The organism is Roseobacter sp. GAI101, from assembly GCF_000156335.1.
Taxonomy (GTDB): domain Bacteria; phylum Pseudomonadota; class Alphaproteobacteria; order Rhodobacterales; family Rhodobacteraceae; genus Sulfitobacter.
This window is the reverse complement of the sequence record NZ_DS999213.1, coordinates 2063407-2077969: the sequence shown is the minus strand read 5'-3', so window position 1 is coordinate 2077969 and position 14563 is coordinate 2063407. Positions and strand designations below refer to the sequence as shown.

Annotated in this window: 12 protein-coding genes; 5 read left to right on the top strand and 7 right to left on the bottom strand. The window is 61.6% G+C overall.

What is annotated here, in order from left to right; translation table 11 throughout:
- The first annotated feature begins 72 nt into the window (after nt 1-72).
- Entirely contained in the window at nt 73-1224 is a 1152-nt protein-coding gene (locus RGAI101_RS09665) for an acyl-CoA dehydrogenase family protein (protein WP_008228071.1), read from the top strand.
- A 19-nt stretch (nt 1225-1243) separates the two neighbouring features.
- On the opposite strand, the gene RGAI101_RS09660 is transcribed toward RGAI101_RS09665, so the two are convergent.
- From RGAI101_RS09660 to RGAI101_RS09650, 3 genes are read right to left on the bottom strand one after another with little or no spacing between them, the layout of a single operon-like run.
- Complete coding sequence (locus RGAI101_RS09660) at nt 1244-2083, bottom strand: NAD-dependent epimerase/dehydratase family protein (RefSeq protein ID WP_037227879.1); 840 nt, start codon at nt 2081-2083, stop codon at nt 1244-1246.
- A 19-nt stretch (nt 2084-2102) separates the two neighbouring features.
- A complete protein-coding gene (locus RGAI101_RS09655; protein WP_008228014.1) occupies nt 2103-2876 on the bottom strand; it encodes an HpcH/HpaI aldolase family protein in 774 nt (257 codons plus the stop codon).
- The gene (locus RGAI101_RS09650) at nt 2873-4072 is read right to left on the bottom strand and encodes an NAD(P)/FAD-dependent oxidoreductase (protein WP_008228290.1); all 1200 of its coding nucleotides are present in this window, start codon (nt 4070-4072) and stop codon (nt 2873-2875) included. The genes RGAI101_RS09655 and RGAI101_RS09650 overlap by 4 nt, the downstream gene beginning before the upstream one ends.
- Nucleotides 4073-4293: 221 nt before the next feature.
- Between RGAI101_RS09650 and RGAI101_RS09645 the strand changes: the two genes are divergently transcribed.
- Both RGAI101_RS09645 and RGAI101_RS09640 read left to right on the top strand, forming a co-directional pair.
- On the top strand, nt 4294-4836 hold the full coding sequence (locus RGAI101_RS09645) for a sigma-70 family RNA polymerase sigma factor (protein WP_008228897.1): 543 nt from the start codon (nt 4294-4296) through the stop codon (nt 4834-4836).
- The gene (locus RGAI101_RS09640) at nt 4833-5525 is read left to right on the top strand and encodes an anti-sigma factor (protein WP_008225750.1); all 693 of its coding nucleotides are present in this window, start codon (nt 4833-4835) and stop codon (nt 5523-5525) included. The genes RGAI101_RS09645 and RGAI101_RS09640 overlap by 4 nt, the downstream gene beginning before the upstream one ends.
- A gap of 408 nt (nt 5526-5933) precedes the next feature.
- Here the strand turns inward: RGAI101_RS09640 and hrpB are convergent, their stop codons facing one another.
- Complete coding sequence (gene hrpB / locus RGAI101_RS09630) at nt 5934-8348, bottom strand: ATP-dependent helicase HrpB (RefSeq protein WP_008225719.1); 2415 nt, start codon at nt 8346-8348, stop codon at nt 5934-5936.
- 106 nt (nt 8349-8454) lie between these two features.
- On the opposite strand from hrpB, the gene meaB reads away from it, so the two are divergent.
- Nucleotides 8455-9426 (top strand): methylmalonyl Co-A mutase-associated GTPase MeaB, encoded by a 972-nt coding sequence (gene meaB, locus RGAI101_RS09625; protein ID WP_008225436.1) that lies wholly within the window; start codon nt 8455-8457, stop codon nt 9424-9426.
- 74 nt (nt 9427-9500) lie between these two features.
- Here meaB and RGAI101_RS09620 read toward each other — a convergent pair whose 3' ends face one another.
- From RGAI101_RS09620 to fsa, 3 genes are all read right to left on the bottom strand, one after another.
- Nucleotides 9501-10394: a tyrosine recombinase XerC gene (locus tag RGAI101_RS09620; protein WP_037229373.1), complete on the bottom strand. Its 894-nt coding sequence runs from the start codon at nt 10392-10394 to the stop codon at nt 9501-9503.
- 47 nt (nt 10395-10441) lie between these two features.
- Complete coding sequence (locus RGAI101_RS09615; protein WP_037229371.1) at nt 10442-11149, bottom strand: DUF484 family protein; 708 nt, start codon at nt 11147-11149, stop codon at nt 10442-10444.
- A gap of 294 nt (nt 11150-11443) precedes the next feature.
- Nucleotides 11444-12097, bottom strand: coding sequence for a fructose-6-phosphate aldolase (gene fsa, locus RGAI101_RS09610; protein ID WP_008228814.1), 654 nt, complete (start codon nt 12095-12097; stop codon nt 11444-11446).
- A gap of 119 nt (nt 12098-12216) precedes the next feature.
- On the opposite strand from fsa, the gene RGAI101_RS09605 reads away from it, so the two are divergent.
- The gene (locus RGAI101_RS09605) at nt 12217-14412 is read left to right on the top strand and encodes a primosomal protein N' (RefSeq protein ID WP_008225687.1); all 2196 of its coding nucleotides are present in this window, start codon (nt 12217-12219) and stop codon (nt 14410-14412) included.
- Nucleotides 14413-14563: the final 151 nt, after the last annotated feature.

Genomic DNA, 14563 nt, shown 5'->3' with positions numbered 1-14563 from the left:
CAGATCACATGACGCAAAAAGCGCCCCGCCATTTCGCCCCCATCCGTGCGCCACAAAACCTTCGGAGACCCCATGACCGCATTCCCCCGCACCTTGTTCAACAAGGACCATGACAGCTTCCGCGATACCGTCCGCCGGTTCTGCGAGACACAGATCAAGCCCCACATGGCCGATTGGAATGCAGCGCATCAGGTCCCGCCCGAAACGTGGAAGCAGGCGGGGGCCTTGGGCATGTTGAACGCGTGGCTGGCTGAAGAATACGGCGGGATCGGGCAGGGAATCCTGTTTGATATCATCGTGAGCGAGGAATTGGGCCGCATCGGCGCGACGGGGCCGGGGTTTTCGCTGCATTCGCTGATCGTGACGCCCTATATCAACAACCGCGGCTCTGATGAGCTGAAGGCGCGCATTCTGCCGCGGATGGTCAGCGGTGATGCGATCGGGGCTGTTGCCATGACCGAACCCGGTACCGGCAGTGATCTGGCAGCCATCAAGACCCGCGCAGAACGCCACGGCAATGGGTGGAAGATCAACGGTCAAAAGACCTTTATCACCAATGGCCAGAACGCCGATGTGGTTGTCACGGCTTGCGTGACCGACCCCAGCAAAGGGGCCAAGGGCGTGTCGCTTTTCGTGATCGAACGCGAAATGGCGGGCTTTAGCCGGGGGCGCAACCTGCGCAAGATCGGTCAGCATGGCAATGACACTGCCGAACTGTTCTTCGAGGATGTCTTTGTGCCCGGCGAGAACCTGTTGGGCGAGGAAAACAAGGGGTTCTACTACCTGATGGAGGAGCTGGCGCAGGAACGGTTGCTGATCTCTGTCCAGTGTCAGGCCCGCGCCGAAGCCGCGTTCGAGATGACGGTGGACTATGTGAACGAACGCAAGGCCTTCGGCAAAAAGATCCTCGATTTCCAGAACACGCGGTTTGTGTTGGCTGGGCTCAAGGCCGAATTGATGGCAGGGCGTGCGTTTTGCGATGCGTTGATTGCCCTGCGGCTTGCCGGAAAGCTGGACGCGGTGCAGGCGTCTGCGGGCAAGCTGTATCATTCCGAATTGCTCGGGCGGGTCGTGGACCAGTGCCTGCAACTGTTTGGCGGCTATGGCTATATGGAGGAATACCCCATCGCCCAAGCGTTTGTGGATGCCCGCATTGAACGGATTTATGCGGGCACCTCGGAGATCATGAAAGAGATCATCGGCCGCTCGCTCGACAAAGCCTAAGCGCGCGGCCTTTGAGGCGTCAGGTCGTTTTCTTGTCGTTGACGATGTTCATCGACGCCACGCCGCTTTCGCCCAGATCGACCTTGGCGAAGGGGCCACCTTGGTGCATTTCGCCGGGATCCTTCAGATCGGCTGGCGGGGCGTTCGCCAGAATCTCGGGCGCGAATTGTTCGGCGTTGTCCTTGGGCCGGTAGCCAAGGAAAGACGCCTTGGCATTGTCCACCGGCGCGCGGTCGTTGTTGGATACGCCGTAGACGACGCTGAACCCGACCGACGGGGTGTCGACAGCGCGTGTCACCAGCTGGATAAGGTCATCATAGGACAGCCAGGATCCCAGAGCGCGCGGATTATTGACCTGCGCGCAGCTCAGGATGCGCATGCAAACTGCCTCGAGGCCACGCTTGTCCCAATACATCGACGCCAGATCTTCGCTGAAGCACTTGGCAAGCCCGTAGAAAGTATCGGGCTTGTGGGGCGCATCGATGCCGATGAAATCCGCTTTCTTGTGCATCCCGACCGCGTGGATTGAAGAGGCATAGACGACCCGTTGCAGGCCGTGCTGATAGGCCGCTTCCCAGATGTTATACGAACCGACGAAATTCGGGCCCAGCAGTTCCATGAAAGGCTTTTCATCCACGATCGCCCCGAAATGCACCACCATATCGGCCCCTTCCAGCAGGGGCGCAATCTGGTCGTAAACAGCAATATCGGCCTTGGCATAGGTTTCGCCCGCGTAAAGTGTGCCGATGTCATCGGCGATATCCGTGCTGACCAGTTCGTCACACATCGCGGCCAAAGGTTCACGCAAGTAGGATCCCAGTCGGCCCGCGGCCCCTGTCAAAACGAGTTTTTTCAGCATTGTCATTTCCTTCACTTTCTCACTTCAGGGCCGATTTGACCTGGCCCAATAAATTATCCGCACCCTTGGCCAGCAACCCCGCGTCACTGCCACATGCGACAAAGCTGAAGCCTTCGTTCAGCAATTCGGCCGCAAAGGCCGGATCGGACACCAGCGTGCCCACGGGCATGCCACGGCTCATCAGGGCGCGGGCGGCAGGGCGGATCAGTTGCCAGACCTCGGGGTGCATCGGTTGGCCGACATGCCCCATGCTTGCCCCTATATCGGCCGGCCCGAAAAAGATACCGTCGACGCCGTCCACTTCGCCGTAAGCCAGGGCATTTTCGACCGCTTGCACGGTTTCAAGCTGGATCAGAATGGCGGTCTGTTTTTCAACCTCGCTGTAATAATCCTTGATCCGGCCAAAGCCGTTCGCCCGCGTGGTTCCCGCCACCCCGCGCACCCCGTGCGGTGGATAGCGGCAGGCGGCAACGGCATCTTGGGCCTCTTCGACGCTCTCGACCATCGGAAACAGCAACCCGGGCACGCCCAGATCAAGCAGCCGCTTGACCTTGACGGCGTCATTCCAGTCGGGGCGCACGATGGCGGTGGTGTCGGTTGCCGCAAAAGCCTGCAACTGCCCCAAAAGCGACGCCAGTTCATTCGGCGAATGTTCCATGTCCAGCAGCGCCCAGTCGTATCCGGCAGGGGCCACGGCCTCGGCGGCATAGGCATTGCTAAGGCTGATCCACAGGCCGACCTGTTGCTGCCCCGCGCGGATCGCGCGCAGGAATGTATTCTCGCGCAGTTTCATATCACCGCCTTTTCGATCATTGAGGCCCCGGTTTCGATCCGCTTGAAGGCAAAGGGTGTCAGATCGAGACTGCGATATTCCCCGTAGGCAATCAATTCCGCCATGCCACGCCCGAGGGCCGGGGATTGTTGCAGCCCATGGCCGGAGAACCCGTTCATGAACATGAAATTGCCGACTTCGCCATGCGGGCCAAGGATCGCGTTTTGATCCAGCACGTTATAGGCGTAATGCCCGACCCATTCGTTGATCACCTTCACCCGGTCCAGTTGCGGCACACGGGTCGCTACGGCCGGCCACGCTTTGCTTTCCCAAATGGAATGATCAAAGCCGAAATCGTCGTAGGCAACGGCTGGGTCTTCGTCGGGGGTGCATCCGGCCATGTAATATTTCCCCTCGCTGCGGAAATGCACGCCGGACGGGTCAATCGTCAGCGGCAGATCACGGTCAAGCGGATCGGCGGCATCAAACACGAAGGTGTAGCGCTTGCGCGGTTCGACCGGCAGGCTAAGCCCTGCCATCTGTGCTGTCGCCTGCGCGCGCGGACCAGAGGCATTGACGACCGTGCCGCAGGCGATCACGGCACCTGATTTCAGCGTCACGCTGTCCACGGTCTTGCCATTCGGGGCCTTGGTCATCGCAATGACCTCGTCGTGGACATATTCCACACCCTGACGCCGTGCCATGCGCTTGAACCAGTCAAACATGGTGCCGCCGTCGAAATATCCTTCGTCGATCAGGTTGTGATTTCCGGCCAGAATATCATCAAGCTGGTAAAACGGATAGGCTGCGGCGATCTCGGCTCGGCTCAGGTGTTTTGTCCCCGCGCCAAGCGCCATCTGCACCTGTTGGTTGCGTTTCAGCGTTTCGGCAAATTCAGGCGTATCGGCCAGATACATATAACCAAAGCTTTGCAGCGCCAGATTCGGCACCTCCGGATCATCGCCCATGAAATGGCGGAAGTTCTTGACGAACTCCGCCCCGAATTGCGACACCTTCACGTTGATCGCTGCGGTGAACTGCTGCCGGATGCAGCTATTGGTATGGCTTGTCGACGCAAATTGATAGCTTGGGTCACGTTCAACCACCAGCACCTTGCCATCAAATCCCGGCATCTGTGTCAGCCACCAGGCCAGCGACGATCCAAAGATCGCGCCACCGACGATCACAACATCATAAGAGGCGTGGGCAGGGGGCATTGGTGGGATCCTTTTAGGGTGGGGTTTGGCACCATCCCTACGGAAATTTTCCCCCATGAAAAGAGCCGATTGCCCCCAAGGGCCACTTGAAATGAAATATCGCCAAATCGGATCGCTTGATGTTACGCTGTGCCCAAGCCCCCGCGCTGGACAAAGCCAAAGCTGCGTCTATCATCGTGACCGAAGACATAGACCCTGCATGACGGAGCCAGCTGTTGCAAATGGACCGACAAGAAATCGAGAACCTGATCGCGCGCGTCGCTCTCAAGGACCGGGCCGCGTTTGATCTGTTGTACGACCGGACCTGTGCGAAACTTTTCGGGGTCTGCCTGCGTGTGTTGAACAAACGCGCGGCAGCAGAGGACGCGATGCAGGATACATTTGTCAAAATCTGGAATAACGCCGACAGGTATCATTCCAATGGCCTCAGCCCGATGACCTGGCTGATCACGATCGCGCGCAATACGTCGATCGACCGGCTGCGCGCGCGCAAGAAGGGGCATCAGGATATCGACACGCCGGGCCTGGAACTGGTGTCGCCCGGCCCCAACCCCGAAGAATTTGCTGTGGCTTCGTCAGAGGCGTCGCGCCTGTCCGGATGTCTCGATACCCTTGAGGAGGACCGCGGAAAGGCCATTCGCGGTGCCTACCTGGACGGTGAAACCTACGCGGATCTGGCAGATCGGTTCGGCGTGCCTCTGAACACGATGCGCACATGGCTGCGCCGTGGTCTGATCGCCCTGCGGGAGTGCATGAGCCAATGACCGATATCCAAGATACCCCCCCCGACGATGATCTGATGGCCGCCGAACTGGTGTTGGGCCTTGCCTCTGCCGATGATCAGGCCGCCGCGCGGCGGCGCATGGCGACGGATGCCGGTTTTGCCGAACGTATGGTCTTCTGGCAGGAACGCTTTGCCGCGATGACGGGCGCGATTGCCCCGGTCAAGCCATCCGCCAAGCTCAAGAAAAAGATGCTGGCGCGGGTCTTTCCCAAGCCGCGTGTATCGGTCTTGCAGCGTGTCTGGTTGTGGCAGGGCGTCAGTATCGCAGCGCTCCTGTTTGCCGGATACCTCGGTGTCCAACTGCTCCAGATCAATACGGGCCCTGTTACGCAGCCCACCGTTCTGGCCGCACAATTGGTCGGGGAAACAAGCGGCTTGCAGATCCTTGCGGTCGTCGAGCCGGTGAAGCATGAAATCGCCCTGCGCCGCGTATCAGGTCAGGTGGCCCCGAACCGCGCGTTCGAACTTTGGGCGATCTTGCCCGGCCAAGCGCCGGTATCCTTGGGCGTGCTGCCGGAACAGGAAACCGTGCGCCTGCTGGTGCCCGAGGCCCTGCGCAGCCAGGCTGCCCAGATCACGCTGGCCATTTCGGACGAACCTTTGGGCGGCTCGCCCACCGGTGCGCCGACCGGCGACGTGCTGGCCGTTGGGGAAATGACCGAACTTTGACACCTTACGGTGCGGTGTTCGGCCCCTTGGCCGGACTGCCCACGTCAGATGTATTCCCGGTTTTTAGTCAAAACCCGCAGAGATTCTGGTTGGTTTGAAACTCTTCGTCAGTGTCTGGCGTGGATAAAGGACCAGCGGCAGAATTCTGATGAACTCCCTTGCATCAAAACACCGCGCCTTGCGCGCGCGATGCGCCGAGGTTTTCCGCTGCGAAGGGTCGCGATGCCCTGTGTGTTTGTCGCAATCGGTAACAAGTTGATCCAAGTCGTAACGATGTGCCCTGCTTATCAGTTTGACAAGTATCAGCGCCATTGCGCGCAATAACGAGTGACGCCGGCTGTCTTGCAGTCGGCGTTCTCGTTGCGCGGCCCCATCGTTTTCGGCCCGTTTGGCGAAGAAGCACCCAACTTACGTTCCGCGCGGTTTAACGCGCAGCGTCGGGTCCGCCTGTGTCGGGTCCTCTGGCCAGGGGTGGCGCGGATAGCGCGCGCGCATGTCCTTGCGCACATCTGCATAGGATCCCGCCCAAAACCCCGGCAGATCGGTTGTCACCTGAACCGGACGCTGGGCGGGCGACAGCAAGGTGACCTGTAACGGTTGCCCCGCGATCATCGGGTGGCGGGTCACGCCGAACACCTCTTGCAGGCGCAGCGATATCTGTGGTTGCGCGCCGTCATAATCAATGGCCAGCTTGCGGCCCAGAGGTGTGGTGAAATGCGCAGGCACGGCCTTGTCGAGCATCTGTTGTTCGTCCCAGGACAGGCGCGCCGTAAGGGCGGGCAGCAGATCGAATGCTTTCCAGTCGCCGCTGCTTCGCACGCGGGTCAGATGCGGCAGCAACCAGTCCTGGATGGTTTCCATTAAATGCGCGTCCGAGAAATTGGGGAAATTTTCCCCCATCAGCCGCGCGCGCGCCAGAAAAAGCGCCGCTGCTTTGCCCGGCATCATCCCCAACTGGCGCACACCGTCCAGCATGGCGCGGGCGATATCTTCGGGCGGGGCGTCGGACCACGCGCGGTCGTCCAGCACCAGCGCGCCAAAGCGTTCCTGTTGGCGGGTCAGAACGCGCCCTTCGCGGCGCGACCAGATGCAGACGTCATGCCAGACAATCTGATCGGGAAACGTGTCGCGCAAATCAGCATCGGACAGACGGACAGCCTGACGGATGCGCGCCTCGCGGGGGTCGCCGTCAAGATCGGTCGCCACGATCAAACGTTCGCCCGCCATCGGGTCATTGTCTTGGATCACTGCCCCTTTGCCGCCCGACATCACAAAGCGCGGCGCATCGCCCTTGCGGCGCAAGGCCACGCGGTCGGGATAGGCAAGTGCTGCAAGCACCCCCAGCGTATCCGGCCCCTGCACCGATTGGCCCCGCGCAAGGCGCTTGGCCTCTTGGCGGATGCGGGCAAGGGTGGCGTGGTTGACCTCGCCCAAGGTGCGCTTGCCAGCGACGGCATCCATGCGCAGCGCCAGATCAATCGGGGCACCACGCAGAGGATCGCGTTCAGACAGGATCGCCGCCAGTGTCGGCGCGCGCGGCCCGCCCTTGGCAACCATATGCGCGAGGCGGGGGGGCAACGGCAGCCGCGCCAAAGCACGACCGTGGTCGGTGATGCGGCCCGCGTGGTCCAGCGCGCCCAGCATTTGCAAGACGCCTTGCGCTTCGGCCAGTCGCCCGTCATGCGGCGGCGTGACAAAGTTAAGGTCGGCGGCGCGCGCGCCCCACATCGCGAGTTCAAGCGCGAAAGACGACAGATCGCCCACTTCGATTTCGGCTGGAGGGAAGGCGGCCAGCGCGCCCTCTTCGCCCCGGGTCCAGAGCTTGAAGGCGACCCCTTCTGAGACACGGCCCGCACGGCCGGCCCTCTGGGTGGCTTCGGCCCGCGTCACGCGGTCGGTGACCAGTCGCGACATGCCCGACGACGGATCAAACCGTGCGCGGCGCGCGCGGCCCCCGTCCACGACGATCTGGATGCCTTCGATGGTCAGCGAGGTTTCGGCGATGGAAGTTGCCAGCACGACCTTGCGTCCCGTGATGGCGGGGGCAATGGCGGCGCGCTGCGCTTTGAATTCCATCGCGCCGAACAGCGGGGCAAGGGTGCAATCTGGGGGCAGGCGGTCCTTCAACGCGGATTCAACGCGGCGGATTTCACCTTCGCCGGGCAGAAAGACCAAGGCGGAACCGGGGGCCGTTTCGAGCGCGTGAATGACCAGATCAGCCATCGCCTGTTCAAAGCGTTGTGTGCCGACGGGTCGGTCCAGCCAGCGGGGCGTCACGGGAAAACTGCGCCCCTCCGACGTCACGATCGGGGCGTCCATCAAGGTGGCCACGGGGGCAGCATCCAATGTGGCGGACATTGCAACCAGCAAAAGATCGTCGCGCAACGCGCCTGCCACCTCAAGACACAGCGCCAGCCCCAGATCGGCATTCAGCGACCGTTCGTGAAATTCGTCAAAGACCACGGCACCGACGCCCGGCAGATCGGGGTTGTCCTGCAACATGCGGGTCAGGATGCCCTCGGTGACGACCTCGATCCGGGTGTTCGGCCCGATGGCAGAGGCTCCGCGCACGCGAAAGCCAACGGTCTGGCCGACGTCTTCGCCCAAAGTCGCAGACATCCTTTCGGCGGCAGCGCGCGCGGCGAGGCGGCGCGGTTCCAGCATGATAATCCGGCCAGAGGTCAGGCCGGCATCCAGCATCGCAAGGGGCACGCGGGTGGTCTTGCCCGCGCCAGGGGGCGCTTGCAACACGACGCGCCCGGTCTGGCGCAACGCGTCGATGACCTGCGGCATGACGTGATCGATGGGAAGTTCAAAGCTCATGATCGGGGTTATGGGTCAATCCGGGCGCGCCGCCAAGCCTTGCGTTGGTCTGGACATTTGCCGCGGATCGTCTGAAAGATGCAGGCCAAGACAAAGGGGCTGTGGCATGGATATCGACAAGTTGGCCAAGGGCATCGTCGCGGGGGACCGGCGCGCGCTGGCGCGGGGGATCACGCTGGTCGAATCGTCCCGCGCGGATCACCGTGCACAGGCCACAGCACTGCTGGCGGCCCTGCCCAAAGACCGGGAGGCGTTGCGGATAGGTCTGTCAGGCACGCCGGGTGTCGGCAAATCCACCTTCATCGAAAGCTTTGGCATGATGCTGATCCGTCAGGGCTTGCGCGTGGCTGTGTTGGCGATCGATCCGTCCTCAAGCCGTTCCGGCGGGTCGATCCTGGGGGACAAGACCCGCATGGACCTGCTGGCCCGCGAGAGAGGCGCATTTATTCGACCCTCGCCCAGCCAGACCCATTTGGGCGGCGTGGCCCGCCGCACCCGCGAGGCGGTCACCCTTTGCGAGGCTGCCGGGTTTGACGTGGTGCTGATCGAAACGGTCGGCGTCGGACAGTCGGAAACTGTGGTCGCGGAAATGTCGGATGTGTTTTTGCTGCTGTTGGCCCCCGCGGGCGGGGACGAATTGCAAGGCGTCAAACGCGGAATCATGGAGATGGCGGACATCATCGTGGTGAACAAGGCTGACGGCGACCTGAAGCCAGCAGCCTCAAGGACCTGTGCGGATTATGCCGGTGCATTGAGATTGTTGCGCAAACGCCCGCAGGACCCCGACGGCTTTCCCAAGGCGATGATGGTGTCGGCCTTGGAGGAAAACGGGTTGTCAGAGGCGTGGGCAGAGGTTCAGACGCTGGCGGGCTGGCGGAAGGATCACGGGTTCTGGCAACGCACCCGCGCGGCGCAAGCGCGGTATTGGTTCGAACAGGCCGTGAAACACGCGCTGTTGGCACAGCTTGAGGCACCAAAGGCAAAGGCCGCGCTGGCCGCGCTGAGCGATCTGGTGGCGCAAGGCGGGGAAGACCCGACCAAGGCCGCGCAGGATTTCGTGGCGCAGTTGGACAGGTAAGAGGCTGACCGGAATTTTCAAAAATTCCGGATCGATTTTTTCGAACAGAAGGGCACTTGGCGAAAGCCTGGTTTTCAGCCCGTCGCCTTGGGATGGGCGCGGTTGTAGACATCCATGAGCCGCGCGGTATCGACCGCCGTATAAGCCTGCGTGGTGGACAAGGACGCGTGCCCCAGCAATTCCTGGATCGCGCGTAGATCGCCGCCCGCGTCCAGCAGATGGGTTGCAAAGCTGTGGCGCATCGCGTGCGGTGTCGCGGTCGCAGGCAGGCCAAGCTGCATCCGTGCATCTGCCATCACCTGGGCGATGGCGCGGGCCGCCAAGGGGCCGCCGCGCACGGCCTTGAAAAGCGCCGTGCCATGTTCTTGGGGATGTGGACAGGCCCGCAAATAGGCGTCAACGGCGTCACGGGCGGCAGGCAGCACCGGCACGACGCGTTCTTTCCCGCCCTTGCCGACAATGCGCAATACATCGGGCAGGGGTGCGTCGGCTCCTTTCAGGCCAAGCGCCTCGGAGATCCGCAAGCCGCAGCCCCAAAGCAGCGTCAATACCGCGACATCGCGCGCGGCAACCCATGGGCGGGGCGATTGCAGTTCGACACAGTCGATCATCGCTTTTGCAGCATCCACGGCCAAGGGGCGCGGCAGTTTCTTAGGAAATTTCGGCGACCGTGTCGACAAGACCGCCGTGGGTTCAAACCCTTCACGCTCGGCCAGCCAGCGGTAGAATGCCTTTACCGCCGACAACTTGCGGGCCAAAGACCGCGGACCAACATCGGGACCGCGGGTCCGGGCCATCCAGCTGCGCATATCCGAGATGGTGATGTTTGCCAGCGCGCCCAAGCCGATGCTGTCGCCTTTGTGCAGCGTCATGAAAGCCAGAAAGTCGGTCACGTCCCCTTGGTAGGCCGTGATCGTATTTTCTGCCGCGCCTTTGAGAGCACGTTGATGATCCAGCCAGGTTTGCATGGCGTCCCGCGCCGCCGGGCTGATCAGGAGCGTGTTGGTGGCGCTGCTCAAGACAACCAGCGGCGCATCGTACGCTCAAAGACGCCGGCGAAAAAGCCCAGCAAATCGGTACCTTGCTGCGGGCCGAACATGTGTGGATCTTCTGACCCGAGGATCAGCAGGCCAGGCAGACGCCCCTCGCCGAAGTTCAGCTTGAGGCAGGCTTCGGACCGGATCCAGTCGGCCGCGCCGCCGTAAACCGTTTCGGGGCTGTCTTGGACGCTGCGCAATGTCACCTGCCGCACGGTACCGCCGCGCCCTGCGGTCAGGTAATCATCGATAAATCCCGGCTCGGCCACGTTCAGCACATCGCCCAGGCGTTTGACCGCAGGGTCGTTGTCGTTCTGGACCGATTCCAGCAACAGCCGCACCGCATCCACCCGCAGGATATCAGCGACTTCACCGCCCAGATCCCGCAGGAAGGTTTCAAATTCGACCGGGTCCAGCATCCGCAGGATCGCGCGGTGGATCTGGTTCGTGCCAGCCAGGTTTTCATAGGCCGCCGCGATGACGTTGCGGTGTGTGTCTTCCAGGCGGTCCAGCCGGGTTTCCAGACGGTCCATCGCGATGCCGCGCAGGTCCACGATGTTGTTCCCCATCGCGCGTTCATTCGCGGCGATCAGGGCCTGCATCACATCGTTGTCGTCCAGAATGACATCGGGCTGCGAAATGATCGCTTCCCGAAGGGAATCTTCGATCTTGTGGTTGCTGCTCATGCGGGGCTCGTTTTTTTTGATTTTGACCGTCTTAGCATGCGACATCCGCAAAATCTGCATTTTTATTTTGAGATTTCGCGCGTTTTTTCAGCAAAAACGATTTCGCCGGGGAAAAGTCAGGCTTCATGTGACGTATTTTCGGGACGCAGCGCGGCTTGGATGTCTTGACTGAGAAGATGAAAGAAGCACCTCAGCCCTTGCCTGAACAGGCCAACACGCTTTTCCCGCTTAGCCCGTCGTTCTTGCGCGCGCTGCTTGAAGACACCGCGCGCAAGAGTTTGACATGATCAGAGCTTACAGAATGTTCTGACCGGTCTTGGCCCAATCGGCCATAAACTGCTCAAGGCCCTTGTCGGTCAGCGGATGCGACGCGAGCTTTTTGATGACTTCTGGCGGGGCGGTCATCACGTCGGCACCGATGCGGGCCGCTTCCAACACGTGGTTGGGCGACCGGATGGAGGCGGCCAAAATCTGCGTCTCGAAACCGTAGTTGTCATAGACCGTGCGGATGTCCTGGATCAGCTCCATGCCATCAAGGTTGATATCATCCAGACGCCCGATGAAGGGAGAGATGAACGTGGCACCCGCCTTGGCGGCGATCAATGCCTGATTGGCAGAAAAGCACAGCGTGACGTTGACCATCTTGCCCTCGCCGGACAGGACCTTGCACGCTTTCAACCCGTCCCATGTCAGCGGGAGCTTTACAGTGATGTTCTCGGCAATCTCGGCCAGCTTGCGGCCTTCGGCGATCATTTCCTCTGCCTTGAGGGCGACGACTTCGGCGGAAACGGGACCCTCGACCAGATCGCAAATCTCTTTGGTGACTTCCAGAATGTTGCGGCCTGACTTCAGGATCAGCGACGGGTTGGTGGTCACCCCGTCGACCATCCCCAGATCGTTCAGTTCTGCAATGGCGTCGATTTCGGCGGTATCTACGAAGAATTTCATATTTGGTCCTTCTGGTTGGAATGGGCGGCGCGAATGGCTATGTCTCTTGCCAAGGGGCTTTAGCCTATGAACTGCGGTGCCGAAACCCTAATTCTATTTATCCCAAGCCGGAGACGTCGGTGCCCCCCCCTGAATTCTTTCATCAAGGCGAACTTGTCGGCGTGTTGACCACACAGCCCCTGGGCCGTGCGCTGGACTATAAAGCACCCGAAGGCGGCTGCCATCTGGGCGCGTTTGTCGAGGTGCCCTTGGGCCCGCGCAAGGTTCTTGGGGTGGTCTGGGGGGCAGGGCAGGGTGATTACGATCTGTCAAAGGTCCGGTCGGTCATCCGCGTGCTGGATGCAGCCCCGATGCGCGAGGAATTGCGCAGTTTTCTGTCCCGCGCTGCCGCCTATACGCTGACGCCCATGCCCGCGATGCTGCGGCTGGCGACCCGTGCGCCGGGGCTGGGCGACCCGCCGTCGATGCGCAAGATCTATCGGCGCGGGACAGCAGAACCTGACCGGATGACAGATGCCCGCCGTCGGGTGCTGGCGACCTTGGCAGACTATGGTGATCTGTCGTTCACCCTCAAGGAATTGGCCGAAATGGCGGGGGTCACATCGTCGGTTATCAAAGGGTTGGTGGCGCAGGACGCGGTGATTGAGCAAGACAGCCCGCGCGATGTCCCCTTCGCCCGCATGGATCCGACGCTGCCCAGCAAGGAACTGACAGCGGATCAGGCCGCAGCGTCGGCGCTGCTGGCCAAAGGCGTTGCATCGGAGACCTATGCCACCACCCTGCTGCGTGGTGTTACCGGATCGGGCAAGACCGAAGTGTACCTTGAGGCCGTCGCGGCCGCGTTGAAAGCCGGGCGGCAGGCGTTGGTCCTGCTGCCCGAAATCGCGCTGACCGAACAATTTCTGCACCGGATCGCCGCGCGGTTCGGGACAAAGCCTGCGGAATGGCATTCGGGCGCGACGATGACCGAACGCCGCAGGATCTGGCGCATGGTGGGGCAGGGCAATGCGCAGGTCGTGATCGGTGCGCGGTCGGCGTTGTTCCTGCCGTTCCAGAACCTTGGGCTGATCGTCGTTGATGAAGAACACGATACTTCCTACAAGCAGGAAGAGGGTGTTTTGTACAATGCCCGCGACATGGCGGTCTTGCGCGCCTCGATCTGCGGGGCACAGGTGGTGCTGGCATCCGCCACGCCAAGTCTGGAAAGCTGGGCCAATGCCGAGGCAGGTAAGTATACGCGGGTTGAACTGACGTCGCGGTTCGGGCCTGCGGTGATGCCGAAGATGGGCGCGATAGACATGCGCGCCGAAGGGTTGCCCAGCGATAAATGGGTGTCTCCGACCTTGCGTGCCGAGGTGGACAAGCGGCTGGAACGAGGCGAACAGGCGATGCTGTTCATCAACCGTCGCGGCTATGCGCCGGTGACGTTGTGCCGGGCCTGCGGGCACCAGATCGGCTGCGATGATTGTGACGCGCGTATGGTGGAGCACCGGTTTCTCAAGCGTCTGGTCTGCCACCAATGTGGTGAGAGTAAACCGATGCCCGAAGCCTGCCCGTCTTGCGACGCGACAGGTAAACTGGCCGCAGTGGGGCCGGGCGTAGAGCGTCTGGGTGAGGAAGCCGCAGCTCTTTGGCCCGATGCGCGGGTCGCCACCCTTAGTTCTGACATGTACGGATCGGCGCGGGCGCTGAAGGCCGAGATTGCAGGCATCGCGGAGGGGGCCGCCGACATTATCATCGGCACGCAGCTTGTGGCCAAAGGGCATAACTTTCCCAACCTCACCCTGGTGGGGGTGATTGATGCCGATCTGGGGCTGATGGGGTCGGATTTGCGTGCAGCCGAGCGGACTTTTCAGTTGATGCGTCAGGTTGCGGGCCGGGCCGGCCGGGCAGAGACTCCGGGGACTGCGTTGTTGCAGACCTATCAGCCGGACCACCCCGTGATCCGCGCCATCTTGGCAGGGGACGAAGAAGGTTTCTGGAAAGCCGAAGCCGGCGAGCGGCGTCAGGCCGGTGTGCCACCCTACGGGCGCATGGCGGGGATCATCCTGAGCGGGCCCGATGTGGCGGCCGCCTTTGACGCGGGCAATCAGCTTGCACGGCAAGACGGACCGCTGCGGGCGGTTGGCGCAAAGGTCTATGGGCCCGCGCCTGCGCCTATTGCGCGTGTACGCGGGCGGCACCGGGTGCGGCTTTTGGTGAAGGCGGATAAATCGGCCCCCTTGCAAGACGCCTTGGCGAAATGGGTCGGGCAATTGCGGTTGAAGGGGGATCTGAGGATCGCCGTGGATATTGATCCGCAGAGTTTTTACTGAACCGTTTTACGCTGTGCTTTACCGTTGGAGAGTCTTTGATGGTTTTGCCCTCAAGGGGCAAAACATGCCTTCGGCGAGGATTTTTTTCCATTTGGAAGTGAAGGGTGTGGACGATGCGCGCCGGGGGCGTTTGATTTGATCTCGTCAAGGG